The 23,494-nt window shown below is 66.5% G+C and carries 19 protein-coding genes; 12 read left to right on the forward strand and 7 right to left on the reverse strand.

Translation table 11 applies throughout. The features are described from left to right. Positions 1-28: 28 nt before the first annotated feature. The 3 genes from ACFPTO_RS16540 to purT all read right to left on the reverse strand — a co-directional run bounded on the left by ACFPTO_RS16540 (position 29) and on the right by purT (position 3,885). The gene (locus tag ACFPTO_RS16540; protein WP_377712809.1) at positions 29-1,504 is read right to left on the reverse strand and encodes a DEAD/DEAH box helicase; all 1,476 of its coding nucleotides are present in this window, start codon (positions 1,502-1,504) and stop codon (positions 29-31) included. A 509-nt stretch (positions 1,505-2,013) separates the two neighbouring features. After that, positions 2,014-2,397 (reverse strand): MliC family protein, encoded by a 384-nt coding sequence (locus ACFPTO_RS16545; RefSeq protein WP_377712811.1) that lies wholly within the window; start codon positions 2,395-2,397, stop codon positions 2,014-2,016. A gap of 264 nt (positions 2,398-2,661) precedes the next feature. Next, positions 2,662-3,885, reverse strand: a complete 1,224-nt coding sequence (purT, locus tag ACFPTO_RS16550; protein WP_377712813.1) for a formate-dependent phosphoribosylglycinamide formyltransferase — start codon at positions 3,883-3,885, stop codon at positions 2,662-2,664. Positions 3,886-4,104: 219 nt separating this feature from the next. Between purT and ACFPTO_RS16555 the strand changes: the two genes are divergently transcribed. Together ACFPTO_RS16555 and ACFPTO_RS16560 are read left to right on the forward strand one after the other, a co-directional pair. Then, positions 4,105-4,725: an META domain-containing protein gene (locus tag ACFPTO_RS16555; protein ID WP_377712815.1), complete on the forward strand. Its 621-nt coding sequence runs from the start codon at positions 4,105-4,107 to the stop codon at positions 4,723-4,725. A 289-nt stretch (positions 4,726-5,014) separates the two neighbouring features. After that, positions 5,015-9,307 (forward strand): DNA translocase FtsK, encoded by a 4,293-nt coding sequence (locus ACFPTO_RS16560; RefSeq protein ID WP_377712817.1) that lies wholly within the window; start codon positions 5,015-5,017, stop codon positions 9,305-9,307. Between the two features lie 77 nt (positions 9,308-9,384). Here the strand turns inward: ACFPTO_RS16560 and ACFPTO_RS16565 are convergent, their stop codons facing one another. Further along, positions 9,385-10,638 carry a lactonase family protein gene (locus ACFPTO_RS16565; RefSeq protein WP_377712926.1) on the reverse strand — a complete coding sequence of 418 codons (1,254 nt, stop codon included), beginning with the start codon at positions 10,636-10,638 and terminating at the stop codon, positions 9,385-9,387. 171 nt (positions 10,639-10,809) lie between these two features. Between ACFPTO_RS16565 and ACFPTO_RS16570 the strand changes: the two genes are divergently transcribed. From ACFPTO_RS16570 to ACFPTO_RS16580, 3 genes are all read left to right on the forward strand, one after another. Beyond that, positions 10,810-10,959, forward strand: a complete 150-nt coding sequence (locus tag ACFPTO_RS16570) for a DUF3096 domain-containing protein (RefSeq protein WP_377712819.1) — start codon at positions 10,810-10,812, stop codon at positions 10,957-10,959. Between the two features lie 331 nt (positions 10,960-11,290). Then, entirely contained in the window at positions 11,291-13,144 is a 1,854-nt protein-coding gene (locus ACFPTO_RS16575; protein ID WP_377712821.1) for a glycoside hydrolase family 15 protein, read from the forward strand. A 225-nt stretch (positions 13,145-13,369) separates the two neighbouring features. Next, entirely contained in the window at positions 13,370-14,647 is a 1,278-nt protein-coding gene (locus ACFPTO_RS16580) for a polyhydroxyalkanoate depolymerase (protein WP_377712823.1), read from the forward strand. A 120-nt stretch (positions 14,648-14,767) separates the two neighbouring features. On the opposite strand, the gene ACFPTO_RS16585 is transcribed toward ACFPTO_RS16580, so the two are convergent. Then, positions 14,768-15,400: a TetR family transcriptional regulator gene (locus tag ACFPTO_RS16585; RefSeq protein WP_377712825.1), complete on the reverse strand. Its 633-nt coding sequence runs from the start codon at positions 15,398-15,400 to the stop codon at positions 14,768-14,770. Between the two features lie 409 nt (positions 15,401-15,809). Here ACFPTO_RS16585 and rsxB point away from each other — a divergent pair, with 409 nt between their 5' ends. The 3 genes from rsxB to ACFPTO_RS16600 all read left to right on the forward strand — a co-directional run bounded on the left by rsxB (position 15,810) and on the right by ACFPTO_RS16600 (position 17,934). Further along, complete coding sequence (gene rsxB / locus ACFPTO_RS16590) at positions 15,810-16,745, forward strand: electron transport complex subunit RsxB (RefSeq protein ID WP_377712827.1); 936 nt, start codon at positions 15,810-15,812, stop codon at positions 16,743-16,745. A 25-nt stretch (positions 16,746-16,770) separates the two neighbouring features. Beyond that, entirely contained in the window at positions 16,771-17,415 is a 645-nt protein-coding gene (nth, locus tag ACFPTO_RS16595) for an endonuclease III (RefSeq protein ID WP_377712829.1), read from the forward strand. An 84-nt stretch (positions 17,416-17,499) separates the two neighbouring features. Next, positions 17,500-17,934: a DUF1841 family protein gene (locus ACFPTO_RS16600; RefSeq protein WP_377712831.1), complete on the forward strand. Its 435-nt coding sequence runs from the start codon at positions 17,500-17,502 to the stop codon at positions 17,932-17,934. 152 nt (positions 17,935-18,086) lie between these two features. On the opposite strand, the gene ACFPTO_RS16605 is transcribed toward ACFPTO_RS16600, so the two are convergent. Then, the gene (locus ACFPTO_RS16605) at positions 18,087-18,401 is read right to left on the reverse strand and encodes a c-type cytochrome (protein ID WP_377712927.1); all 315 of its coding nucleotides are present in this window, start codon (positions 18,399-18,401) and stop codon (positions 18,087-18,089) included. 208 nt (positions 18,402-18,609) lie between these two features. Continuing rightward, complete coding sequence (locus ACFPTO_RS16610; RefSeq protein ID WP_296653367.1) at positions 18,610-18,975, reverse strand: c-type cytochrome; 366 nt, start codon at positions 18,973-18,975, stop codon at positions 18,610-18,612. A 361-nt stretch (positions 18,976-19,336) separates the two neighbouring features. On the opposite strand from ACFPTO_RS16610, the gene ACFPTO_RS16615 reads away from it, so the two are divergent. The 4 genes from ACFPTO_RS16615 to ACFPTO_RS16630 all read left to right on the forward strand — a co-directional run bounded on the left by ACFPTO_RS16615 (position 19,337) and on the right by ACFPTO_RS16630 (position 23,358). Beyond that, positions 19,337-20,188, forward strand: coding sequence for an AAA family ATPase (locus ACFPTO_RS16615; protein ID WP_377712833.1), 852 nt, complete (start codon positions 19,337-19,339; stop codon positions 20,186-20,188). A gap of 66 nt (positions 20,189-20,254) precedes the next feature. Continuing rightward, entirely contained in the window at positions 20,255-20,845 is a 591-nt protein-coding gene (locus tag ACFPTO_RS16620; protein ID WP_377712835.1) for a GNAT family N-acetyltransferase, read from the forward strand. 34 nt (positions 20,846-20,879) lie between these two features. After that, entirely contained in the window at positions 20,880-22,052 is a 1,173-nt protein-coding gene (locus ACFPTO_RS16625; protein WP_377712837.1) for a vWA domain-containing protein, read from the forward strand. A gap of 82 nt (positions 22,053-22,134) precedes the next feature. Next, entirely contained in the window at positions 22,135-23,358 is a 1,224-nt protein-coding gene (locus ACFPTO_RS16630) for a benzoate/H(+) symporter BenE family transporter (protein ID WP_377712839.1), read from the forward strand. The last annotated feature ends 136 nt before the right edge of the window (positions 23,359-23,494 follow it).

The following is a 23,494-nucleotide window of genomic DNA, read 5'->3' on the forward strand; positions in this document are numbered from 1 at the left end:
TGTTAATGTGTTGATCAGCCGGAAAAAATCAGTTCGACGAAGACGACGAAGGCTTGTTGCGCCACGACGCTCCGAGCCCGCCCAGCAGGGCGGCCAGCGGCTGCTTCGACTGCGGCTTTTGCGGCGAGCCGTTGTTCGACGCGGAGCGTTCCTCGGCGGCCTTGCGCGCCACCGGCGACGGCTCGTAGGGCTTCAGGAAGAAATCGTCGACGGGCTGCGCGCGGTGATGCGGCCGCTCGTACGACGTCGTGCGGCGATGGCCGTGCGCTGAGCGCTCGCCGCCACGTTCGCCGCGCTCGTGGCGCGGGCGGCTGCCGCCGTCGTGATGCGCGACCGGCGTATCGATCGTAAGACGCTCCACGGGCAGCGAGCGCTTGATGAGCTTCTCGATGTCGACCAGCTGCTTCTTCTCGTTCGGACTGCACAGCGAGAGCGCGTCGCCCGACGCGCCCGCGCGGCCCGTACGGCCGATGCGGTGCACGTAGTCTTCGGCGTTGAACGGCAGGTCGAAGTTGATGACGGCGGGCAGCTCCGCGATGTCGAGGCCGCGCGCGGCCACGTCGGTCGCCACCAGCGCTTCGATGTCACCGCGCTTGAAGGCGTCGAGCGCCTGCATGCGCTCGCTTTGCGAGCGGTCGCCGTGAATCGCCGCGGCGACGATGCCCTGCTTCTCGATCAGGCGCGCAAGACGGCTCGCGCCGATCTTGCTGTTGCAGAACACGATGACCTGTTTCAGGCCGCGCTCGCGGATCAGTTGAACGACCGCGCCGGCCTTGTCGCCCTCGGCGACTTCGAAAACGATTTGCGTGACGTTCGTGGCTGTCGAATTGCTGCGCGCGACTTCGATGGTCTGCGGCGTGCGCAGATACGTGGCGGCGAGCTTCTTGATTTCCGGCGAGAACGTCGCCGAAAAGAGCAGCGTCTGACGCTCCTTCGGCAGCAGGTTCAGGATGCGCTGCAGGTCCGGCAGGAAGCCCATGTCGAGCATGCGGTCGGCTTCGTCGAGGACGAGCATCTGCACCTGGCCGAGGTTCGTGGTCTTCTGCTGGACGTGGTCGAGCAGGCGGCCCGGCGTCGCGATCAGGATTTCGACGCCGCGGCGCAGCTCGTCGGACTGCGGATTCATGTCGACGCCGCCGAACACCACCGCGCTGCGCAACTGCGTGTGCTCGGCGTACGAGCGCACGTTCGCGGCAACCTGGTCGGCCAGTTCGCGCGTGGGGGTGAGGATCAGCGCGCGCACCGGATGGCGCGCGGGCGAGGCGCTCGTGTTCGCGCCGGGCAACAGACGCTGGATGATCGGCAGCGAGAAGCTCGCGGTCTTGCCGGTGCCGGTCTGCGCAGCGCCCATCACGTCGCGGCCCGTGAGGACGACGGGGATCGCCTGCGCCTGGATCGGCGTAGGCGTCGTGTAGCCCTGCTGCTCGATTGCCTTCAGGATTTGGGGTGCAAGGCCAAACTGGTCGAAGGTCGCAGTGGTGGGCTTGACGTCGGTGTCGGACATGGTGGCTTCGCTATAAAGGCGCCTGAGCGCATGGCGCGGCGGCACTCACGGCCGGGCGCCTCGACGGGGTGCAATCGCGGGGCGCAGTCGCGGGGCACAGTCGCAACTGGCAACTCGCAGCCCGGCGGGCCGCGAGGCGTACGCCTGGCACAGGTCACCGGCGTACAGCCGGGGTAACGCTTCCGCGCCGGCAATCCGGCCCGGAGGCTGGGTTGCGCGCACTACCGCTGTACTACCCTGCGTGCGCGACGACCCCGGCTCTCATCCGGCAGCCGCGGCGGCCTTTTGCGGCCGGCGCACGTCGCCGAAAGCGCGGTATTGTAGCACCCTGGCATAAATCCTGATGGCAGCGCGCCCGGGCTTCTGCCCGCGAGCGCCTGTGCGCGTCCGCGGATCCCCGGGTGCGCGCAGCGCCGCCCGAATCCTCCGCGCAGCCGTGCCGCATATTACCGGCCCAACATGACGGAAAATCGTCGCTCGCGAGGCGGGCCTGACGAGTCGGCCTGGCTTCAGCGCATGATCGTCGCGCAACCGGCGAGCATCGGCGCCGCGTTGTCGCCAGCCGAGGCGTCGTAGAGATCGGCGCGCGGGCCTTTCGTCCACCAGGTATAACGGCCAGCCTGATATTTCACGCCCGACGCCGCAATGGTTTCGACGAACAGCAGGCGCTGTCCCTGCACCGGCACCACCGCAAAGCTCTGGCCGTTTTTCGCGTTGATATAGGCAACCTTGAAGGTCCGGCCGTTGGCGCAGGTATAGCTGAACGCCTGGCGGGCCTGCGTCTGGATCTCAGGAACGTTCAGCGGCGCGGCTTGCGCTTGCGCCATCACGCCGCAGGCCAGCGCGAGGCTTGCTGCGCGAAACGCCCAACCCGCAATCCGTTTGTTCTGCATGGGTTTCTCCGTGAGTGACGACGTGCGCCGCTTACGGTGCGGCACGTCAGGGATCGATAAGGGCGGCGCGGGCTTCGGGCGGCGCGGCGGCTGCATGGCCCACGCCTGCACGAGCGTCAGACCTGGCGACGCGATGCGGCACGGCATGCGTGCGACTCGCCGCGCCCTGCTGGCGAACATTCGCTGCGCGTCACCCTGAGCGCTGCGCCCGGAGCCGCGCTGCGACGCTCAGTCGGTCGGTCGGTCGGCCGCTCAGCCCCTGGCTCACTCCGCCGCGCCACCCGACACCGGCCGCACCGCCGCTGCCACCGCGCGGGCGCGAGCGCGCGCTTCCTCGATATCGGCACCGGTCGCGAGCGCAACGCCCATGCGGCGCTTCACGAAACTCTCCGGCTTGCCGAACAGACGCAGATCCGAACCCGGCACCGCGAGCGCCGCGGCAACGCCTTCGAACGCGATCCCGCGCTCTTCGCGCCCGCCGTAGATAACCGCCGACGCGCCCGGACCGCGCGCCGTCGTATCGACGGGCAAGCCGAGGATCGCGCGCGCGTGCAGTTCGAACTCCGAGAAGCGCTGCGACGCGAGCGTGACGAGCCCGGTATCGTGCGGACGCGGACTCACTTCCGAGAACCACACGTCATCGCCGCGCACGAACAGCTCGACGCCGAAAATCCCGCGCCCGCCGAGCGCCTCGGTCACCTTGTGCGCGATCTCGCGCGAGCGTTCGAGCGCCTTCGGGCTCATCGGCTGCGGCTGCCACGATTCGACGTAGTCGCCGTCCACCTGCAAGTGGCCGATCGGATCGCAGAAATACGTCTCGACTTTCCCGCTCACCGGATCGATGGCGCGCACGGTCAGCTGGGTGATCTCGTAGTCGAATTCGACGAAACCCTCGACGATCACCCGCCCGTAGTTCACGCGGCCGCCCGCGAGCGCGTACAGCCAGGCGGCTTCGACGTCGGCGTCGCTGCGCAACACCGACTGCCCCTTGCCCGACGACGACATCACCGGCTTCACGACGCACGGGTAGCCGACCTTCGCGATGCCCGCCTTCAGTTGTTCGAGCGAATCGGCGAACGCGTACGGCGACGTGGGCAGGCCGAGTTCCTCGGCGGCGAGGTTGCGGATGCCCTCGCGGTTCATCGTGAGCTGCGCGGCGCGCGCGGCCGGGATCACCTCGGCGACGCCGGCGGCTTCGACGGCTGCGAGCGCGTCGGTGGCGATGGCCTCGATTTCGGGCACGACGAGATGCGGGCGTTCCGCTTCGATCACCGCGCGCAGCGCCTGCGGATCGGTCATGTCGACGACATGCGCGCGATGCGCGACCTGATGGCCCGGCGCATTCTCGTAGCGGTCGACGGCGATCACTTCGACGCCGAGGCGCTGCAGCGCGATGATCACTTCCTTGCCGAGCTCGCCTGCGCCAAGCAGCATGACGCGTGTGGCCGAGGCTGACAGCGGCGTGCCGATGCGGGTGCCGATCTGCATGATGTCTCCAGAATAACGATGGTGCTGTTCCATACGAGCGAGCGCCGATGTTAACACGCGGCCCAGGCGGCGCCGAGGCAGGGAGCGCACCGGCGCGGCGTGCGCTTCGACGTGCTTCGACCTGCCTGGACCTGCCTGGATCTGCCTCGACGTTTGGCTCGCGCGCATGACCGCTACTGCGTTACGCTTACGCCTTCGCCGATTACCAGGACCGAAGCGATGTCATTTCGCCTGAGCACGCGCCCGCACGGGCACCCTACCCTGCGCCTGATCGCATCGCGCGCGGCGCCGTTCGCACTCGCGCTGATGCTGGCTGCGTGCAAGATGCCCGTGCACACGGATGCCTCCGCACCGCCGTCCGATCCGTTCATCCCCGCCGCCACGCAGTTGCTCGACAACACGAAATGGCAGCTCACCGAATGGAAGGAGGCTAACGGCACGCTGCGCACGCTGCCCGGCGTGACTGCCTCGACGGCCGCTGCTCCCGCTGCATCCGCCACGACAGCCGCCGCAGCAGCAGCGAACCCGATCACGCTCGAACTGTCGACGGCGACCGGCCAGCGCCACGCCAGCGGCTTCTCGGGCTGCAACCGCTACGCGGGCACCTATGCGCTCAAAAACGGTCTGTTGTCGTTCGGTACGCTCGCGGGCACGCGCATGGCGTGCATCGGCACAGGCGGCGACATCGAGGGCGCCTACCTCGACGCCCTCAGCCGCATCACGCGCAGCGGCGTGCAAATGCACGCGCCACAAGCGCTGCTGCTGATCCTCGACAACGGTGACCGCCTGATCTTCACGCATCCGACCGACACCGCACCGGCGGCCCAGCCGAAGCAGTGATCGACCCGCGACCAACCCGCGCTTGACCCGCGCTTGAACCGCGCTTGAACCGCGATTGATCCGCGATTGATCCGCGCTTGACCCGTGCAAAGCCCGTGATCGCCTCGTAGCCCACGCGCGCACCGCACACCTGCGCGCCGTTTTGTCGGTTGCACACGGGCTGCGGCGGCCCGCACGCAGCGCCACCAGCAGAAGGCGAGCGTGGCGCCGCTGCAAACCGCGTATCGGCCCGGTCGGCCGAGCGGTTAAACTCCACGGGTTGCACTACTTCCATTCGTTGACCTCTGGCATGCACACGGTAGTTCCTGGCTGGTTCGGCGCCTCATCCATCTGGCTCATCCCTCTGATCTGGCATCTCGTCAGATCCGTGCTGCCCGGCGGCACGGGCCTGCGCGGGCCGGGCACGATCCGGCTCTGGCTGGGATTTCTCGGCGTACTCGTCGCGAGCTGCACGCTCGAAGCCACACTCATTCACATCAACGGGTTCAACGCGCTCGGGCAGGCGCTGGCGATGGGACTCGGGAAGCGCGTCGGCCATGTCGCCACGCCGCTCTCGATGATCGCGCTCTTCCTCGTGAGCCTGCCCTGGTTGTTCGATTCGCACTGGCGCAACATGCTCGCGCTCGCCGACGTTTCGCTCGGGCTCGGCCTGAACATTCGCGCGCGCCGCGACGATAGCGACGCGCCGCGCGGCGGACGGCAAAGCCGTCGCCCGGCAGACAGCGGCGCGGCATCGGCGCATGGCACCAGCGGCCTCTTTCCCCTTGATTCGCCGGCCACGCTCGATGGCTCGCGGCCCCGGCGCCCGACCCGGTGGCACCCACCCGCGACGGGCAAACGCACAATGGGCTCGACGAGCGCCACGGGCGCGGCAGCGGCGCGCGGCGAGGTGGCACGGGAGGTGCGGGAGGTGCGGGAGGTGCGCGAGACCGCGACGTGGCGTGTCGAACCGCGTCTGTCGGACACAGCGGATATCGCGCCTGACTCGGGTCTGAGCGAGCCCGCAGCGCCAGCAGGATGGCTGCACGAGATGCCCGCCGCCGCGCTCGCCGCGACGGGAGCGGCTGCGGCCATCGATGCGCGCGCACCGATGGCGCCCGCCGTATCGCCGCTCAAGCAGACGCCCGGCGGCAACACGCCGTGGCGCGCCGAACCGGTTCGGCCTCCGGTTTCGGGGGCGTACGCGAATGCCTCCAGCGTTTCGGCCGCGTCCGGTATCGCGCATGGCGTGCGCGGCGCAGCGGCAACGCCGCCGCTCGATGGAATCAAACCGCCCTTTGCCAGCCCGCTGCCGACCCGGCGCAGCGTCGCGCAGCCCGTCGCGGGCAACACGGCTGCGCGCGTTGCGGCATCCGTGGCGCCGCCGCGTCCGCCCAGGCCGCCACGGCCGTTCGTCTGGCCGACGAAAACCGCGCTCGCCGCGATGCAGGCGCAATCTGCCAACAAGCCGATGGCAACGACGCCCGCCGCGCGCCCGGTCGCTCCAAAGCCTGCAGCGCCGGTCGACGCTCAACCGAGCGTGCCGCTTTCGGACGACGTGCTCGAAACGCTGCGCTCGATCGACGAGAACACTGCGCGCTGGACGACGCTCGCGGGTGCGAGCCTCGCGCGCAGCACGGACGCTGACGGTCGTGCGCAGGCTACGGCCGCCCATCGCGAGCACGTGCCGGAGCCTCGGCTCCCGGGCGCCACGCAAGACAGCGCAGCGCAACCCGCTGATACGACGAGCGACGCAGCGAACGTGCACACGACGGTGGGACTGCTTCCGGCCACCCCCACCGAAGTGTGGAAACCGGAGCAGCACGTTGCCGCAGCGGCCGACGGCGAGGCGAATACGTCGCCAGCATTCGGCGTGTGGCAGGCCCACTCCGCAACCGAGGCCTTCACGGCGCATCCCGGTTCGCTCACGGCGATAGATGCGCCTCAGCCAGCACAACCAGCACAGCCAGCCGTGTCGCACGACGCAGCGCCGGTCGCCGCCTCGACTCCGAACGATCTGCACGACGCGCAAGAAGCGCAAGAAGCGCATGAAGCGCATGAAGCGCATGAAGCGCATGAAGCGCATGAAGCGCATGAAGCGCATGAAGCAGTGATCGTGCACGATCCGGCGAGCCTGTCATACGCGGAGCTCCCCACCACGGCAGCGTTCGTCGCTGCGCCCAACGCGGATGCGCAACCCCAAACACCGCCTGCCCACGCCGTGACGCCGGATGCATCGCCGTACGGCGCAAGCTGGCATCAGAGCGCGCCCGAAGCGGTTGCGCAGGACGATGCGGCCGATCCATTCGCGTTCGCTCAGTCGCCGCAACCCTCGTGGCCCACGACCGAGCATGGCCTTGCACCGTGGACCCTGATGGACGACGAGCCGGCCGACGAAGCCGCAGCGCCTCCATCGGCCCCAACACCCGCAGACGATTACGCAGCGTTTGCCCCCAGGCTCGCGGACCTGCCGACGCCCGCAGCTCCCGATACGGCCCACGCACCAGCCACGCCCGTGGCGAGCGAAACAATCGACGCAGACGAACCCGCCCTGCCCGCTTCCGAAACAGCCGCGACCGGCTCGAACATCGTGCGCTTCCCGCGCATCGCGCATGACACGCAGCGCATGACGGCTGAAGCCGCCGCGCCCGTCGCGGCGGGCGAGAGCGAGCGCGACCTCGGGCAGCGGATCGAAAGCACAGGCACGGCGAACGTTCCCGCGTGGCATGCCGCAGCGTCATTCGGCTGGCAAGCGACGCAGCCCGCGCTGGCAAGCGTGCTCGCAAACGCGCCGGTAGAAGTCGTGGCAGACGCGCCGCCGAGCATGGATGTGGCCGCAATCGCACCCGTGCCGATGCCGCCCGTGCCGATGCCGCCCGTGCTGATGCCGTTGAGCATGGATCTGGCGCCCGCGCCGTGGGAAATCCCGCTCCCGAACACGACGGACGCACTCAAGGCACCGGACGCACCGGACGCACCAGCAGCACCGAATGCAGCCGATGCAACGTACGCGGCCCCGGCCCCGGCCCCGGCCGCCGCCGAAGCGGCGCCTGAACCCGCTTCGCGCCAGCCGGTGCGCGGCCACGCGCCCACGACGTTCGCGTTCCAGCCGCTCGCCGCATCGACGGTCGACCTGCCCGGCCTCGATCTGCTCGAAAGCGCGTCCACGGACATCGACCCGGTCCCGGAAGCCGCGCTCGCCGAGACGGGCCAGCTGATCGAGCAGCGCCTCCAGGAGTTCAAGGTGCCGGTCACGGTGGTCGGCGCGTCGGCGGGCCCGGTCATCACGCGCTTCGAAGTCGAGCCCGCGCTCGGCGTACGCGGCAGCCAGATCGTCGGCCTCATGAAGGACCTGTCGCGCGGCCTCGGTCTCACGTCGATCCGCGTGGTCGAAACGATCCCCGGCAAGACCTGCATGGGGCTCGAGTTGCCCAACGCGCGCCGCCAGATGATCCGGCTTTCCGAGATCTTCGAATCGGCGCCGTGGCTGCGCTCGACCTCGAAGCTCACGCTCGCGATGGGCAAGGACATCGTCGGCCAGCCGGTCGTCACCGATCTCGCGAAAGCGCCGCACATGCTCGTCGCGGGCACGACCGGTTCGGGCAAATCCGTCGCGATCAACGCGATGATCCTCTCGCTCCTCTACAAGGCCACGCCCGAGGACGTACGGCTCATCATGATCGATCCGAAGATGCTCGAACTCTCGGTCTACGAGGGCATTCCGCATCTGCTCGCGCCCGTCGTCACCGACATGAAGCTCGCCGCCAACGCGCTCAACTGGTGCGTCGGCGAAATGGAAAAGCGCTACCGGCTGATGTCGGCCGTGGGCGTGCGCAATCTGGCGGGCTTCAACCAGAAGATCCGCGACGCCGCCGCGCACGAGAAGAAAATCGGCAATCCGTTCTCGCTCACGCCCGAGGCGCCCGAACCGCTCGCGCCGCTGCCGATGATCGTCGTCGTGATCGACGAGCTCGCCGATCTCATGATGGTGGCGGGCAAGAAGATCGAAGAGCTGATCGCGCGACTCGCCCAGAAGGCGCGCGCGGCGGGCATCCACCTGATTCTCGCGACGCAGCGGCCTTCGGTCGACGTGATCACGGGTCTCATCAAGGCCAACATTCCGACGCGCGTGGCGTTCCAGGTGTCGTCGAAAATCGACTCGCGCACGATCCTCGACCAGATGGGCGCCGAGTCGCTGCTCGGCCAGGGCGACATGCTCTTCCTGCCGCCCGGCACGGGCTATCCGCAGCGCGTGCACGGCGCGTTCGTCGCCGACGAGGAAGTGCACGCCGTGGTCGAGTATCTGAAGCAGTTCGGCGAGCCCGAATACGTGGAAGGCATCCTCGACGGCCCGGCGAGCGACGGCGCAGCGCAGGATCTCTTCGGCGACACCCCCGATGCCGAAGCCGATCCGCTCTACGACGAAGCCGTCGCGTTCGTCGTGCGCACGCGGCGCGCGTCGATCTCGTCGGTGCAGCGGCAGTTGCGCATCGGCTATAACCGCGCCGCGCGGCTCGTCGAACAGATGGAGGCGGCGGGCCTCGTGTCGCCGATGGGCATCAACGGCAGCCGCGAAGTGCTCGCACCCGGCCAGCCCGAGTAAGGCACGCGCGGCATGCGCCTGCGCCCTGGCTGGCGCGCGCCGCTTGTGGCACGTCTGTCTGTTAGCGCGTTTGAACGTTAGAACGCGACGAACTTGAAATCGACCGACGAAGGGATATCGAGCCGCTTCGGGTCCGGCCCGAGCAGCCCGGTCTGCGGATCGCGGCGGAACACATAAGCGGTGTCGCTGCCCTGGTTGCCGACGATCACCCAGCGACCGGTCGGATCGATGGCGAACTCGCGCGGCGCCTTGCCGAGACTCGACTGGCGTCCGACGCGCGCGAGCTTCCCGTTCGTTGCGTCGACAGCGAAGATCGAGATGTCGTTGGCGTCGCCGCGATTCGACACGTAAAGAAAGCGCCCATCCGGCGACAGATGCAGCGCCGCCGCGCCCACGGCGCCCTTGAAGCCGGGTTCGACGAGCGGCTCGACCTGCTCGGGCGTGAGGTGCCCATCGCGATAGCGCAGCACGGTGACCGTCGCATTGAGTTCGCTCGTGAGATACGCATGGCGTCCGTCGTTGCCGAAGACCAGATGGCGCGGGCCGGAACCCGCCGGCATGTGCGTGTAGCGCGATTCAGCCGGTGCGACCACCGCGCCGCCGTCCGGCGTGTAGCGGTAGGCATAGAGCTTGTCGGTGCCCAGATCCTGCGCGAAGACGAAGTGGCCGTCGGGCGAGAACACCGTCGAGTGAACGTGCGCATTGTCCTGGCGCCCCTTTACCGGGCCGCCGCCCTCGTGATGCACGGTGAGCGCAGCCGCACCGAGTTTGCCGTCGGGTTCGACGGGCAGCACGGAGAAGCTGCCGCCCGGATCAGCGGCGATCGAGTAGTTCGCAACGAGCAGATAGCGCCCGTCGGGCGACAGGCTCAGATAGCATGGATCGTTGCCTTCGGCCGACACCTTGTTCAGAAACGTGAGCTGCCCGCTCGCGGGATCGAAGCCGAATGCGCTCACGTCGCCGCGCAGCGAAGCCGGGCCGTCGTCGCCGGGCAGTTCGTTGACCGCGTAGACGAAGCGTGCGTCGCGGCTCACGACCAGATACGACGGATTCACGGTTTTCGCGACGCTCAACGGCGTCGCTTCGCCTGTGTTTGTGTCGAAGCGATAGACGTAAAGCCCTTCGCCCTTGCCGCCGGTGTAGGTCCCGACGATCAGGTTGAAGACGCCGCCCGCGGACGCGGCGGCGGACGATTGTGCGAAGGCGGCGGTGGCGGCAGCGCAGGCCATGATGATAAAACCCTGAGCGATTTGATGAACAAGTCTGCGCGCAAATACGCGCAGGCGGGACCGGAATGAAACAGGCACGGCGGATGCGTGCGCGGGACGCATGAACAAGTCGATCTCCTGTTCGATTGCAGCAGACATCAGTCAATTGCGGCAAAGCGGATCGGCGGTGCGCGCGAGTGCGCAATGATCCGATGAATCCGGATCGAGTATACGAGAGAGGTCGAACGCCCGCGCGCCAGCTGCGCCCGGCGCGCCCGGCCATAAGGAGCAAACATGAACATCCATCTCGCCATCGGCCCGCTCGCTTCGGTGATCGCGGGGGTCCTGATTCTCGTGGCGCCGCGCCTGCTCAACTACATCGTCGCGCTCTATCTGATCATCATCGGGCTGATCGGGCTCTTTGGCGTCCACGGCCACCTCTGAACACCCTTTACGCCGCGCAATAGGCCATTGCGCACGCACAGCAGCGAAACGCGTTGCACGACGGACCCCGCACCCACTAATCTTGTGCGTACATCGGCCGATAAACCCTGCAACGCCTGCCAGAACACCAGGGCCTGTTCACGTTAATAACGGGCCCTTCTGGCAGCCAGCCCCTGGAATGAAAAACCTGGTTTGGGGAACGTGCCTTGCCGGGCGCATTGCGGCGTCGCGCGTCACTTGTCTGGCTCGGCCACACGGCGCTCCTTGCTCCTTGCACTGCACCCGGCAAGGTACGTTCGCAAGCCCGTTATTAACGTGAACAGGCCCTTACATGCCCGCCCTCATCGAAGACTACGCCCTGATCGGCGACGGCCACACGGCCGCGCTGGTGTCCCGCACCGGCTCCATCGACTGGCTTTGCTGGCCGCGCTTCGACTCCGGCGCGTGCTTTGCCGCGCTGCTCGGCAACGAGGAGAACGGCCGCTGGCTGATCGCGCCCGAAGCGGCCGACGGCGTCGAGATCAAGACCACGCGCCGCTACCGTGACGAGACCCTGATCCTCGAAACCGACTTCGAGACCCCCGAAGGCGCGGTCACGCTGATCGACTTCATGCCGCCCGGCAACGGCTGGTCGGAACTCGTACGCATCGTCGTGGGCCGCCGCGGCACGGTGCGCATGCACACCGAACTCGTGCTGCGCTTCGACTACGGCTTTTCCGTGCCGTGGGTGAGCCGGCTCACGTACGAAAGCGGCATCAAGGCGATCGTCGGCCCGGATACCGTCGTCCTGCGCACGCCCGTGAAGCTGCAAGGCGAGAACATGCGCACCGTCGCGCAATTCGAAGTCAAGGCGGGCGAACGCGTGCCGTTCTCGATGTCGTATGCGGCCTCGCATCTGCGCCTGCCGCCGCCGCGCGATCCGTTCACGGCGCTCGCGCGCACCGAAAACTACTGGTCCGAGTGGTCGGCGCGCGGCACGGTCGAAGGCCGCTGGGCCGGGCCGATCCGCCGCTCGCTCATCACGCTCAAGGCGCTGGCCTACGAGCCGACCGGCGGCATCGTCGCCGCGCCCACCACTTCGCTGCCCGAACATCTGGGCGGCACGCGCAACTGGGACTACCGCTACTGCTGGCTGCGCGACGCAACGATCACGCTGCTCGCCATGATGCGCGGCGGCTACTTCGACGAGGCACGCGCCTGGCGCGATTGGCTTGGCCGCGTCATGGCGGGCTCGCCGTCACAGTTGCAGATCATGTACGGACTCGCGGGCGAGCGCCGACTGCCCGAATTCGAAGTCGACTGGCTGCCCGGCTACGAGGGCGCCAAACCCGTGCGCATCGGCAACAACGCGGTCGGGCAGCTTCAACTCGACGTCTACGGGGAAGTGGCAAACGCCCTGCATCTGGCGCGCGTGGGCGGACTGCAGGCCGACGATACCGCGTGGGCGATCCAGACCACGATGCTCGAACACCTCGCACAGATCTGGACCGAGCCCGACGAGGGCATCTGGGAGACGCGCGGCGGCCGCCAGCACTTCACGTTCTCGAAGGTCATGGCCTGGGTGGCGTTCGACCGCGCGGTCAGATCGGCGGAGAAGTTCGCGCTGCCGGGACCGGTCGATCACTGGCGCCAGGTGCGCGACGCGATCCACACGACGATCTGCGCGCGCAGCTTCAACCCGACGCTCAACTCGTTCACGCAGACCTACGACGGCACCGAACTCGACGCGAGCTTGCTGCTCATGCCGCTCGTCGGCTTCCTGCCCGCGTCGGACTCGCGCATCGCGGGGACGGTTGCGGCGATCGAGCGCGACCTGATGTGGGAAGGCTTCGTGATGCGCTATCGCACGACCGAATTCGACGACGGTCTGCCGCCCGGCGAGGGCACCTTCCTCGCGTGCAGCTTCTGGATGGTCGACAACCTCGCGCTGCAGGGCCGCATGGACGACGCGCGCCGGATGTACGAGCGGCTGCTGTCGCTCGCCAACGACGTCGGTCTGCTGTCCGAGGAATACGATCCGCTTTCGGGGCGGCTGGTCGGGAATTTCCCGCAGGCGTTCTCGCACGTCGCGCTCGTCCATACGGGCCTGAATCTGATGCGGCACGAGCAGGAAATGGCAAAGGAAATCGGCCATCCGCCGTGCGCGGGCGTACCGGTGGAAACGGAAACTGTTACGGCGCCGTGACTGTTGCGGCGCCGTGACGCTGACGATGCGTTTTCCGCAGCTGCGTTAAACTCGGGTTGTTGCGCTGCACAACGATCTGGCACTCGAAAGAAATTTGTGTGGAGCCTGTATTGAAACGTTGCGGCGCACCGTATATTTACCAACTACAACCCGTCCGGCTCACTTTCGCTACAAGCGAGCTAGCGTGAGCCGGATTCGAACCACATCTAGACCGCTGGAGCGCCCATGCTCTACCACATCCGTGAATATCAGCGTGCACTGCTGAGCCCGCTGACCGCCTGGGCGCAGGCCGCCTCCAAGTCGTTTTCGAATCCCTCGAGCCCGTTTTCGCTGGTGCCGGGCGCAACGCGCCTCGCCGCCGGTTACGAGCTGCTGTACCGGCTCGGCAAGGATTACGAAAAGCCGGAATTCAACATCCGTCAAATCGTCAAGGACGGATTCAACATCCCGATCGTCGAGCAGACCATCATCGAAAAGCCGTTCTGCCGCCTGCTGCGCTTCAAGCGCTACGCCGACGACAGCTCGGCGGTGACGACGCTCAAGGACGAGCCGACCGTGCTGGTCTGCGCGCCGCTCTCGGGCCACCACTCGACGCTCCTGCGCGACACCATCAAGACGCTCCTGCAGGACCACAAGGTCTACGTCACCGACTGGATCGACGCGCGCATGGTGCCGCTCGAGGCGGGCCCGTTCCACCTCGACGATTACGTCGCGTACATCGAGGAATTCATCCGCCATATCGGCGCGCGCAACCTTCACGTCCTCTCCGTGTGCCAGCCGACCGTGCCGGTGCTCGCGGCCATTTCGCTGATGGCGAGCCGCGGCGAAGACACGCCGCTCTCGATGACGATGATGGGCGGCCCGATCGACGCGCGCCGCAGCCCCACGTCGGTGAACTCGCTCGCCACCGAGCATTCGCGCGAATGGTTTGCAAACAACGTGATCCACACGGTGCCCGCGAACTACCCGGGTGAAGGACGCGCGGTGTATCCGGGCTTCCTGCAGCACGCGGGCTTCGTGGCGATGAATCCGGGCCGCCATGCCGCGTCGCACTGGGACTTCTACAAGAGCCTCCTGCGCGGCGACGAAGAAGATGCCGAAGCGCACCGCCAGTTCTACGACGAATACAACGCCGTGCTCGACATGGCCGCCGAATACTACCTGGAGACGATCGAGACCGTGTTCCAGGAATTCCGCCTCGCGGAAGGCACGTGGGACGTGGCCGGCGAGCGCGTGCGGCCGCAGGACATCCGCAACACGGCGCTGCTCACGATCGAGGGCGAACTCGACGACATCTCGGGCGCAGGACAGACGCGCGCCGCGCACGACCTGTGCACGGGTATCCCCGAAGAGCACAAGCATCACCTCACGGCTGAGAAATGCGGCCACTACGGCATCTTCTCAGGCCGCCGCTGGCGCACGATCATCTACCCGCAACTGCGCGAATTCATCCGCCAGCAGCAAAAGGCGAAACAGCACGCCAACGAAAACGCGGTCGCCTGACCCGCTCTGCACGCCCAACACGCCTGAGCGCCGCAGTAAACGCATAAAGCGCGCACGCGCGCCGCTCTGTGCGGCGCGCGTGCGCGTCTGGCTGTGCCGGGTGGGAGCGAAGCCCTGACGCTACTTGCGCATCAGGAACGCGAGCAGCATCTCGGTGTTGAGCCGGACCATCTCCGCGCGCTCGGTCGGCGTGCTGAAGTCGCGCCCGAGCGTCGCCGCAAGCGTGAAACGGTTCGACACGATGTAGTAGCCCATCCCCGAAAGCGTCACGTAAACCCGCAGCGGATCGAGATTCGAGCGGAACAGTCCCGCCGACTCGCCGCGCGCGAGAATCGCACCGAGCGTCGCGACAATCGGCGAAATCATCTCGCGGATGCGCGTCGAGGTCTGGATGTAGCGGGCCTCATGCAGGTTCTCGTTGTTGATGAGGCGCAGGAAGTCGGGGTGCTCGCGGTAGTAGTCCCAGACGAAATGCGCGAGCCGCGTGACCGCCTCGACCGGTGCAACGTCGGCGAGGTCGAGCGTGCGCTCGGCTTCGTTCAGCGCGAAGAACGCATGCTCCAGCACGGCTGTAAACAGCTGCTCCTTGCTGCCGAAGTAGTAGTACAGCATGCGCTCGTTGGTTTCCGCACGGCGTGCAATCTGGTCGACGCGCGCGCCGAACAGACCGCCATTTGCAAACTCTTCCGCCGCTGCGAGCAGGATACGACGACGTGTGCCTTCAGGATCTCTTTTGATTTTGGGTTGATTCATGGTGGCAGGATCGCTCGGTAAGCCGCGTTTCCGGATCACGCTGCATGGGCTCTCCTCACCTGCGGCAGCGTTGAACGGGGCGCGCCAGATTAATGGACAGACACCCTTCATCCTACGGTCTTGCGTTACCTTTTTTTAATTGTCAGTCCTGGTTGCCGTGTTCTGCACCTTCTTCCGGCGCTATCTGGCGGCCCTTTCCCCGGACACGGTACTTCGACGCGGTGCTTCGACGCCGTACTTCGACGCCGTACTTCGACGCCGTACTTCGAATTAAGCGCTTTGATTATGGCACATGACCCAGCAATGGCAATGCGTGAAATCGGCGATAATGCTAACTTTGGCGCCGCAACCGCACGCCGCAACGTTGCGGCGCGCAAGAGGTGACCCGGCCCGCCCAGACGCCGCAACAGTGAAAGATTCCAGAACGCTTGCAGACCGCATCGAGGATCTGCTGCCCCAGACGCAATGCACGAAGTGCGGCTACAACGGCTGCCGGCCCTACGCCGAAGCCATCGCCGCAGGCACGGCCGGCTATAACCAATGCCCGCCCGGCGGCACCGAAGGCGTAGCGCGCCTCGCGAAGCTGCTCGGCAAGCCCGTCATCCCGATCAATCCCGTCAACGGCGCCGAACGGCCGCGCCCGGTCGCGTTCATCGACGAAAGCCTGTGCATCGGCTGCACGCTGTGCATGCAGGCCTGCCCCGTCGATGCGATCGTCGGCGCGCCCAAGCAGATGCACACGATCGTCAAGGACCTCTGCACGGGCTGCGATCTGTGCGTGGCGCCCTGCCCCGTCGATTGCATCGCGATGATCCCGATCACCGGCACGGCGACCGGCTGGGATGCCTGGACGCAAGCACAGGCCGACGACGCCCGCGTGCGCTACGGGCGCCGTGAGGCACGGCTCGCCAGCGAGCGCGATGCAGCCGAAGCGCGCGCCGCAGCCCGGCGCTCGGCCGCTTCGGCGGCATCTTCACCGGCATCTTCACCAGCCGCTTCGGCGGCATCTTCAGCGCCAGTGTCGGCAGCGAGCGCCACCTCCAGCGCCGGATCTGCGGCAACCGCACCAGGCACGGCCACGCCCGCGAGCGACGCCGAAGCGAAGAAAAAGGCGATCATCGAGGCCGCGCTCGAACGTGCGCGGCGCAAGAAGGCGGAGATGGCCGAGCGCGGCGTTGGCCCGCGCAACACCGAAAACGTCAGCGCCGACGTGCAGGCACAGATCGATGCAGCCGAAGCGCGCCGTAACCGCCTCGGCGTCGGTGAGTCCGCGCAGGACGGCGAGCCCGCCTCCGCGCCCCACCGCGACAACCAGCGCGGCAAGAACGACGACACGCCCGCCTGAGCGGACGCGACCACACCCACGATCGATGAACGCCACCAAGCGCCGCGCCCTCTACGAAACGCTGCAGAGCCTCAATCCGCACCCGAAACCCGAGCTCGAATTCACCTCGCCATTCGAACTCCTGATTGCCGTGATGCTCTCGGCGCAGGCAACCGACGTTTCGGTCAACAAGGCCACGCGCAAGATGTTTCCGGTCGCGAACACGCCGGACAAGCTTCTCGCGCTCGGCGAGGAAAGCGTCGCGGACTACATCAGGACCATCGGTCTTTATCGCTCGAAAGCGCGCAACGTGATTGCGACCTGCGAGATCCTGCTCGCCCAGTACGGCGGCGAAGTCCCGCACACGCGCGAAGCGCTCGAAGGCCTGCCCGGCGTCGGGCGCAAGACGGCGAACGTGGTGCTCAACATCGCATTCGGCCAGCCGACCATCGCCGTCGATACCCACATCTTTCGGGTTGCGAACCGAACCGGGCTTGCGCCCGGCAAGGACGTGCGCGCCGTCGAAGCCGCGCTCGAAAAATTCACGCCGCCCGAATTCCGCCAGGACGCGCACCATTGGCTGATCCTGCACGGGCGCTACGTGTGCAAGGCGCGCCGCCCGGAATGCTGGCACTGCGCGATCGAGCCGCTCTGCGAGTACAGGCCGAAGACGCCACCGCCCGATCTCTGAGCGACGCCCACGGCCGAACAACGACCGCGCACCGCGCGGCGTAAAATGAGCCTTCGATTCAAACGTCACGCCCCATCACAGAAGATGTTCAATCCCAGCCGCGACGAAGTCCGCCACTTTTTCACCGAGACCTGGCGCAAGCAGCGCGCGGGCGAAATCCTCACGCCGCTCGAAGCGATTGCCGCCGACTGGATCCTCGAGCATCCGGAATACCACGCGGAACTCGCCGATGCCGACGCAGCAGCCGTGCAGGACTACTCGCCCGAGCGCGGCCAGAGCAACCCGTTCCTGCATCTGTCGATGCACCTCGCCATCAGCGAGCAGCTTTCGATCGACCAGCCGCCCGGCATCCGCGCGGCGCACGAACGGCTCGCGGCGCGGCTCGGCACGACGCACGACGCGCAGCACGCGATCATGGAATGCCTCGGCGAGACGATCTGGGAAGCGCAGCGCACCAACACGCCGCCCGATAGCGACGCTTACCTCGCCCGCATCCAGCGCCGCGCCTCGCGCGACTGAGCGCACCTCGCCGGCTTGCGCCACGCATAAAAAAAACCCCGCGAAGGTCTCGCTGAAAAGCGTGAAACCTTCGCGGGGTTTACCCGCTAATGCCGGGATTGACGCCTGGTTGAAACACTATGCGGCGCCTGCCGCACGCATCAACGCACCACTTACTTCTTGTTGACCAGATCGCCGCTGAGCGATTCGATATACGCGGCGAGATCCTTCATGTCGGTCTGCGAGAGGCTCTGCACCTGCGCCTGCATGATCGGATTGTTGCGGCCCAGATGCGGGTTGCCGTTGCCCATCTGATACTGGCGCAACGCCCAGTAGATATAGTCCGCGTGCTGGCCCGCGAGTTTCGGATATTCGGGGCTTATCGGCTTGTTCAGGTTGGCGCCGTGGCAGGCGGCGCAGTTATGGACGTCGGCGAGCCGCTTGCCGTTGGCCGCGTCGGCTGCGTGCGCCGGATTGAACGCTAGCATCGCGGCCAGCGACGCCGCGCATGCGGCACCTTTCACGAGCGCGGTAAACGCGTGGTCAATATCGGCGGAAAAGAACTGCGAGGACTGCGCGGCCTGGGTGGGCTTGTTCATGAATTCTCCTGTGTCGGCCAGCGTTGGCGCGTCGACCAGAGCGAGCACTTGCGCGTCCACTCCGGTCCGCTGCAAGTCGATTGCCAACAGGTGCCGCTTACCTCTCGGGATTGTTCTTCGACGTAGCGGTCTGCGCCGCGTAGTAGGCCGCGATATCGGCGATGTCCTGCTCGGTCAGCGAGGAGGCAATCGCATGCATCGTCGGAAATCGCCGGTCGCCCTTCTTGTAGCCGCGCAGCGCGTTTTCGATGTACGCGGCGTTCTGGCCGCCCAGCATGGGAACGTGATAGACCTCGGGATAGGCCGCGCGATAGTCGGGAATACCATGACAGCCGATGCACATCGCCACCTTATCCCGACCCGCCTTTGCGTTGCCGACGATATCCGCGCGAGCCGTGGCCGCAAAACCCGCCAGCGCCGCCAACGCCCCGATTGCGACGTGCCTGCCGATAATTTTTTTCATAGCATTCAACCTCGCTTGAGGGGAACCGAACGCCCGGGCCGCAGGTAACGGCCAGCGCCGTGTTTTGCTGTGCTTTGGCGTGTTGTGCCGCGTTGCTCCGCTACGTTGCTCCGTATTGCGCAGTATGAACTACCCGCTTCTACTCGCTTTTACTTGTTATGTCGCCGTGCAAGCCGAAAAAAATCGAACCGATTGTACCGCGACGCCCTGCCGCACGTCCACACGGTGCGCCACGCCTGGCGGGCCTTGGCGGGCAGCGCGAAAATCCGGGGGCGCGCACCCCGCGGCACGCCAAAGAGCCTTCCGACGCCACCTCGCATCTGACTTATACTGGGATTTTTTTTCAGCGAGCGGCTTCATCATGTGCGCCAGGCGTTTCGAAGGCTCATCGCAGTACGTCGCCACCGACGATCTCAAACTCGCGGTCAACGCCGCGATCACGCTGAAACGCCCGCTGCTCATCAAGGGTGAACCCGGCACCGGCAAGACCATGCTGGCCGAGGAAGTCGCCGCGGCGCTCGGCATGCCGCTCATGCAGTGGCACATCAAGTCGACCACGAAAGCGCAGCAGGGCCTCTACGAATACGATGCGGTCTCGCGGCTGCGCGATTCCCAGCTCGGCGACGAGCGCGTGAAGGACATCGGCAATTACATCGTGAAGGGCGTGCTGTGGCAGGCGTTCGAATCGGATGAACAGAGCGTGCTGCTGATCGACGAGATCGACAAGGCCGATATCGAATTCCCGAACGACCTGCTGCGCGAACTCGACCGCATGGAGTTCTACGTCTACGAGACGCGCGAACTCATCAAGGCGAAGCAGCGTCCGCTCGTCATCATCACGTCGAACAACGAGAAGGAACTGCCCGACGCATTTTTGCGCCGCTGCTTCTTCCACTACATCAGCTTTCCCGACGCAGCCACGATGCAGCGCATCGTCGAGGTGCACTATCCGGGCATCCGCAAGCAACTGCTCAACGCGGCGCTCGAAAGCTTTTTCGAGCTTCGCAACGTTGCGGGCCTGAAGAAGAAGCCTTCGACGTCCGAGCTGCTCGACTGGCTCAAGTTGTTGCTCGCGCAAGAGATTCCGCCCGAAGCGCTGCGCGCGGCCGACGGCCAGAAGTCCATGCCGCCGCTCGCGGGCGCGCTGCTCAAGAACGAACAGGACATGACCCTGTTCGAGCGGCTCATCTACATGAACCGGCATAACCGTTGAAGTCCGCCGTTGAACCGCGCCGCTGAACTCCGCGTAGCCCTCCAAGTAAAGCCAGGAAAACCCGCCATGAGCCGCTGGATCGAACCCGTCACACTGAACGGCGAGCATGTCACGCTGGAGCCGCTTACGGCGCAGCACACGCAGGCGCTCGCCGCTGCCGCCGCCGATGGCGAACTCTGGAAGCTCTGGTACACGAGCGTGCCCGCGCCCGGCGAAGAAGGCGCGTATGTCGCTGCCGCGCTCGCCATGCGCGAGCGCGACGGCACGCTGCCGTTCGTGGTGCGCGATGGCGCAACCGGCGACGTGATCGGCTCGACGCGCTTTTTCAACGTCGACGAGAAGAACCACCGCCTCGAAATCGGCCATACGTGGTACGCCAAACGCGTGCAGCGCACCGGCCTGAACACCGAAGCGAAGCTGCTGCTCCTCACGCATGCGTTCGAGAAACTCGGCGCAATCGCCGTCGAGTTCCGCACCCACTTCATGAACCACGCGTCGCGCGCGGCCATCGCGCGCCTCGGCGCCAAGCAGGACGGCATCCTGCGCAATCATCAGGTCGGGCGTCAAGGCGAGTTGCGCGATACCGTCGTGTTCTCGATCATCGCGAGCGAGTGGCCCGCCGTGCGCGAGAACCTGTTGCTCAAGCTCGCACGCTGACACTGCGCGCACGTCGCGAGCCCGGAGACACCGCATGCTGATCGACTTCTTCTACACGCTGCGCGACGCGAAGCTGCCGGTTTCCGTGAAGGAGTACCTGACACTCGTCGAAGCGCTCAAGGAACGCGTGATCCCGCCGTCGCTCGACGAGTTCTACTTCCTCGCGCGCATAACGCTCGTGAAGGACGAGCAATACTTCGACCGGTTCGATCAGGCTTTCGGCGCGTATTTCCACGGCATCGAGAAGAAGTCGGAACTCGCGTTCGACATCCCCGAGGACTGGCTCAAGAAGCGGCTCCAACGCGACTTCACGCCCGAACAGCGCGCGCAGATCGAGGCGATGGGCGGCCTCGACAAGCTCATGGAGCGCTTGAAGCAACTGTTCGAGGAACAGAAAGAGCGCCACGAAGGCGGCAACAAGTGGATCGGCACGGGCGGCACATCGCCGTTCGGCCATGGCGGCTTCAATCCCGAGGGCATCCGTATCGGCGGCGAAGGCGGCCAGCGCAAAGCTGTGAAAGTGTGGGACGCGCGCGCGTTTCGCGACTACGACGACCAGGTCGAGATCGGCACGCGCAACATCAAGATCGCGTTGCGGCGGCTGCGCCGCTTCGCGCGCGAAGGCGCGCACCAGGAGCTCGACCTGGACGGCACGATCCGCAGCACCGCAGCGAATGCGGGCTGGCTCGACCTCAGGATGGTCCCCGAGCGGCACAACAACGTGAAGGTGCTGATGCTGCTCGACGTGGGCGGCTCGATGGACGATCACATCCGCCGCACCGAGGAACTCTTTTCGGCGGCGAAGGCCGAGTTCAAGCATCTGGAGTTCTACTATTTTCACAACTGCGTCTACGACCATCTGTGGAAGAACAACCGCCGCCGCCACGCCGAGCGCATGCCCACCTGGGACCTGCTGCACAAGTTCACGCCCGACTACAAGCTGATCTTCGTCGGCGACGCCACGATGAGCCCTTACGAGGTGCTGCAGCCGGGCGGCTCGGTCGAGTACAACAACCCCGAAGCGGGCGCCGTGTGGCTGCGCCGTCTCGCCGACCACTTCCCGCGTTTCGCGTGGCTCAACCCCGAGCCCGAGCACCTGTGGGAGTACCGCCAGTCGGTGTCGATCATCCGCGAGATACTCGGCCACCGCATGTATGCGCTGACCGTCGCCGGACTCGAGACCGCCATGCGCGCGCTCAGCAAGTAACACGAATGCAGTAACGCCCACGCAGTAACACGCAGGCAGTAACGCCACAATTACAGACAAGCACGACGAGGAGACAAACCGCATGACCGCGCCTTCATCCCCCGATCTCAGGGCATTCCGGCCCGGACCGCTGCGGCCCTTCGCGGACACGTCCGTGTCCACGGTGGTCGCAGGCTTCGTCGCAATGATGACGGGCTACACGAGTTCGCTCGTGCTGATGTTCCAGGCCGGCCAGGCCGCCCATCTGAGCGACGCGCAGATTTCTTCGTGGATCTGGGCGCTTTCCATCGGCATGGCCATCTGCACCATCGCCCTTTCCCTGTGGTTTCGGGCGCCGATCGTCGTCGCATGGTCCACGCCGGGCGCGGCGCTCCTCATCAGCTCGCTGCCGCATGTGCCCTATGCCGAGGCGATCGGCGCGTATCTCGTCTGCGCGCTGCTGCTCACGGCGGTCGGGCTCACCGGCTGGTTCGACACGCTCATGAAGCGCATCCCGGCAGGCATCGCCGCCGCGCTGCTCGCGGGCATCCTGTTCGAGATCGGCATCGAGATCTTCCGCGCCGCGCAATACCAGACGCCGCTCGTGCTCACGATGTTCTTCGCCTACCTCGTCATCAAGCGCTACCTGCCGCGCTATGCGATCGTCGCCACGCTCGTCGTCGGCATCGCGGCCGCCGCCGCGCTCGGGCTGCTCGACTTCAGCCACTTCCGCATAGCCGTCGCGAAACCCGTGTTCACGATGCCCGCGTTCTCGGTTGCGGCAATCGTGAGCATCGGCATTCCGCTCTTCGTCGTCGCGATGGCATCGCAGAACGTGCCCGGCATCGCCGTGCTGCGCGCCGACGGCTACGATCACAAGAGCGCGCCCTCTTCGCCGCTCATCGCGACAACCGGTATCGCGTCGCTCGTGCTCGCGCCGTTCGGCTCGCACGGCGTCAATCTCGCCGCGATCACCGCCGCGATCTGCACCAGCTCGCACGCGCACGAGGACCGCAGCAAGCGTTACATGGCCGCCGTGTGGTGCGGCGTGTTCTATCTGATCGCGGGCGCGTTCGGCGCGACCATCGCCGCGCTCTTCGCTGCCTTCCCGAAGGCGCTCGTCGTCTCGATCGCCGCACTCGCGCTGTTCGGCTCGATCATGAGCGGCCTGACCTATGCGATGCAGGACGCAAGGCAGCGCGAAGCCGCCCTCGTCACGTTCATGGTGACGGCCTCGGGGCTCACGCTGCTGTCGATCGGCGCGGCGTTCTGGGGGCTCGTCGCGGGCGTGATCACACAGGTCGTGCTGAGCGCGCGGCGCGCCTGAACCTGCTGAATCCGCTGAACCCTGACTCAGGCGCCGTCGCAGCGGGCGGGCGGCGGCGGTCCCGACCGTGTCATCGCAGCACCCCGCAATCCGCCATAAAATGGCAGGCGTGAACCGCGTCCCCGGCACGGCAGCG

It is taken from the genome of Paraburkholderia denitrificans, assembly GCF_042655705.1.
In the GTDB taxonomy this organism is placed as follows: domain Bacteria; phylum Pseudomonadota; class Gammaproteobacteria; order Burkholderiales; family Burkholderiaceae; genus Paraburkholderia; species Paraburkholderia denitrificans.

What these genes read in the sequence shown, in the direction of transcription:
- ACFPTO_RS16565 (WP_377712926.1), bottom strand. Translation starts at nt 10,638, where the DNA reads ATGCGTCCCGCGCACGCATCCGCCGTGCCTGTTTCATTCCGGTCCCGC.
- ACFPTO_RS16610 (WP_296653367.1), bottom strand. Translation starts at nt 18,975, where the DNA reads ATGAAAAAAATTATCGGCAGGCACGTCGCAATCGGGGCGTTGGCGGCG.
- ACFPTO_RS16570 (WP_377712819.1), top strand. Translation starts at nt 10,810, where the DNA reads ATGAACATCCATCTCGCCATCGGCCCGCTCGCTTCGGTGATCGCGGGG.
- ACFPTO_RS16605 (WP_377712927.1), bottom strand. Translation starts at nt 18,401, where the DNA reads ATGCTAGCGTTCAATCCGGCGCACGCAGCCGACGCGGCCAACGGCAAG.
- ACFPTO_RS16580 (WP_377712823.1), top strand. Translation starts at nt 13,370, where the DNA reads ATGCTCTACCACATCCGTGAATATCAGCGTGCACTGCTGAGCCCGCTG.
- ACFPTO_RS16630 (WP_377712839.1), top strand. Translation starts at nt 22,135, where the DNA reads ATGACCGCGCCTTCATCCCCCGATCTCAGGGCATTCCGGCCCGGACCG.
- ACFPTO_RS16575 (WP_377712821.1), top strand. Translation starts at nt 11,291, where the DNA reads ATGCCCGCCCTCATCGAAGACTACGCCCTGATCGGCGACGGCCACACG.
- ACFPTO_RS16625 (WP_377712837.1), top strand. Translation starts at nt 20,880, where the DNA reads ATGCTGATCGACTTCTTCTACACGCTGCGCGACGCGAAGCTGCCGGTT.
- ACFPTO_RS16555 (WP_377712815.1), top strand. Translation starts at nt 4,105, where the DNA reads ATGTCATTTCGCCTGAGCACGCGCCCGCACGGGCACCCTACCCTGCGC.
- ACFPTO_RS16545 (WP_377712811.1), bottom strand. Translation starts at nt 2,397, where the DNA reads ATGCAGAACAAACGGATTGCGGGTTGGGCGTTTCGCGCAGCAAGCCTC.
- ACFPTO_RS16585 (WP_377712825.1), bottom strand. Translation starts at nt 15,400, where the DNA reads ATGAATCAACCCAAAATCAAAAGAGATCCTGAAGGCACACGTCGTCGT.
- nth (WP_377712829.1), top strand. Translation starts at nt 16,771, where the DNA reads ATGAACGCCACCAAGCGCCGCGCCCTCTACGAAACGCTGCAGAGCCTC.
- ACFPTO_RS16620 (WP_377712835.1), top strand. Translation starts at nt 20,255, where the DNA reads ATGAGCCGCTGGATCGAACCCGTCACACTGAACGGCGAGCATGTCACG.
- purT (WP_377712813.1), bottom strand. Translation starts at nt 3,885, where the DNA reads ATGCAGATCGGCACCCGCATCGGCACGCCGCTGTCAGCCTCGGCCACA.
- ACFPTO_RS16600 (WP_377712831.1), top strand. Translation starts at nt 17,500, where the DNA reads ATGTTCAATCCCAGCCGCGACGAAGTCCGCCACTTTTTCACCGAGACC.
- ACFPTO_RS16540 (WP_377712809.1), bottom strand. Translation starts at nt 1,504, where the DNA reads ATGTCCGACACCGACGTCAAGCCCACCACTGCGACCTTCGACCAGTTT.
- ACFPTO_RS16615 (WP_377712833.1), top strand. Translation starts at nt 19,337, where the DNA reads ATGTGCGCCAGGCGTTTCGAAGGCTCATCGCAGTACGTCGCCACCGAC.
- ACFPTO_RS16560 (WP_377712817.1), top strand. Translation starts at nt 5,015, where the DNA reads ATGCACACGGTAGTTCCTGGCTGGTTCGGCGCCTCATCCATCTGGCTC.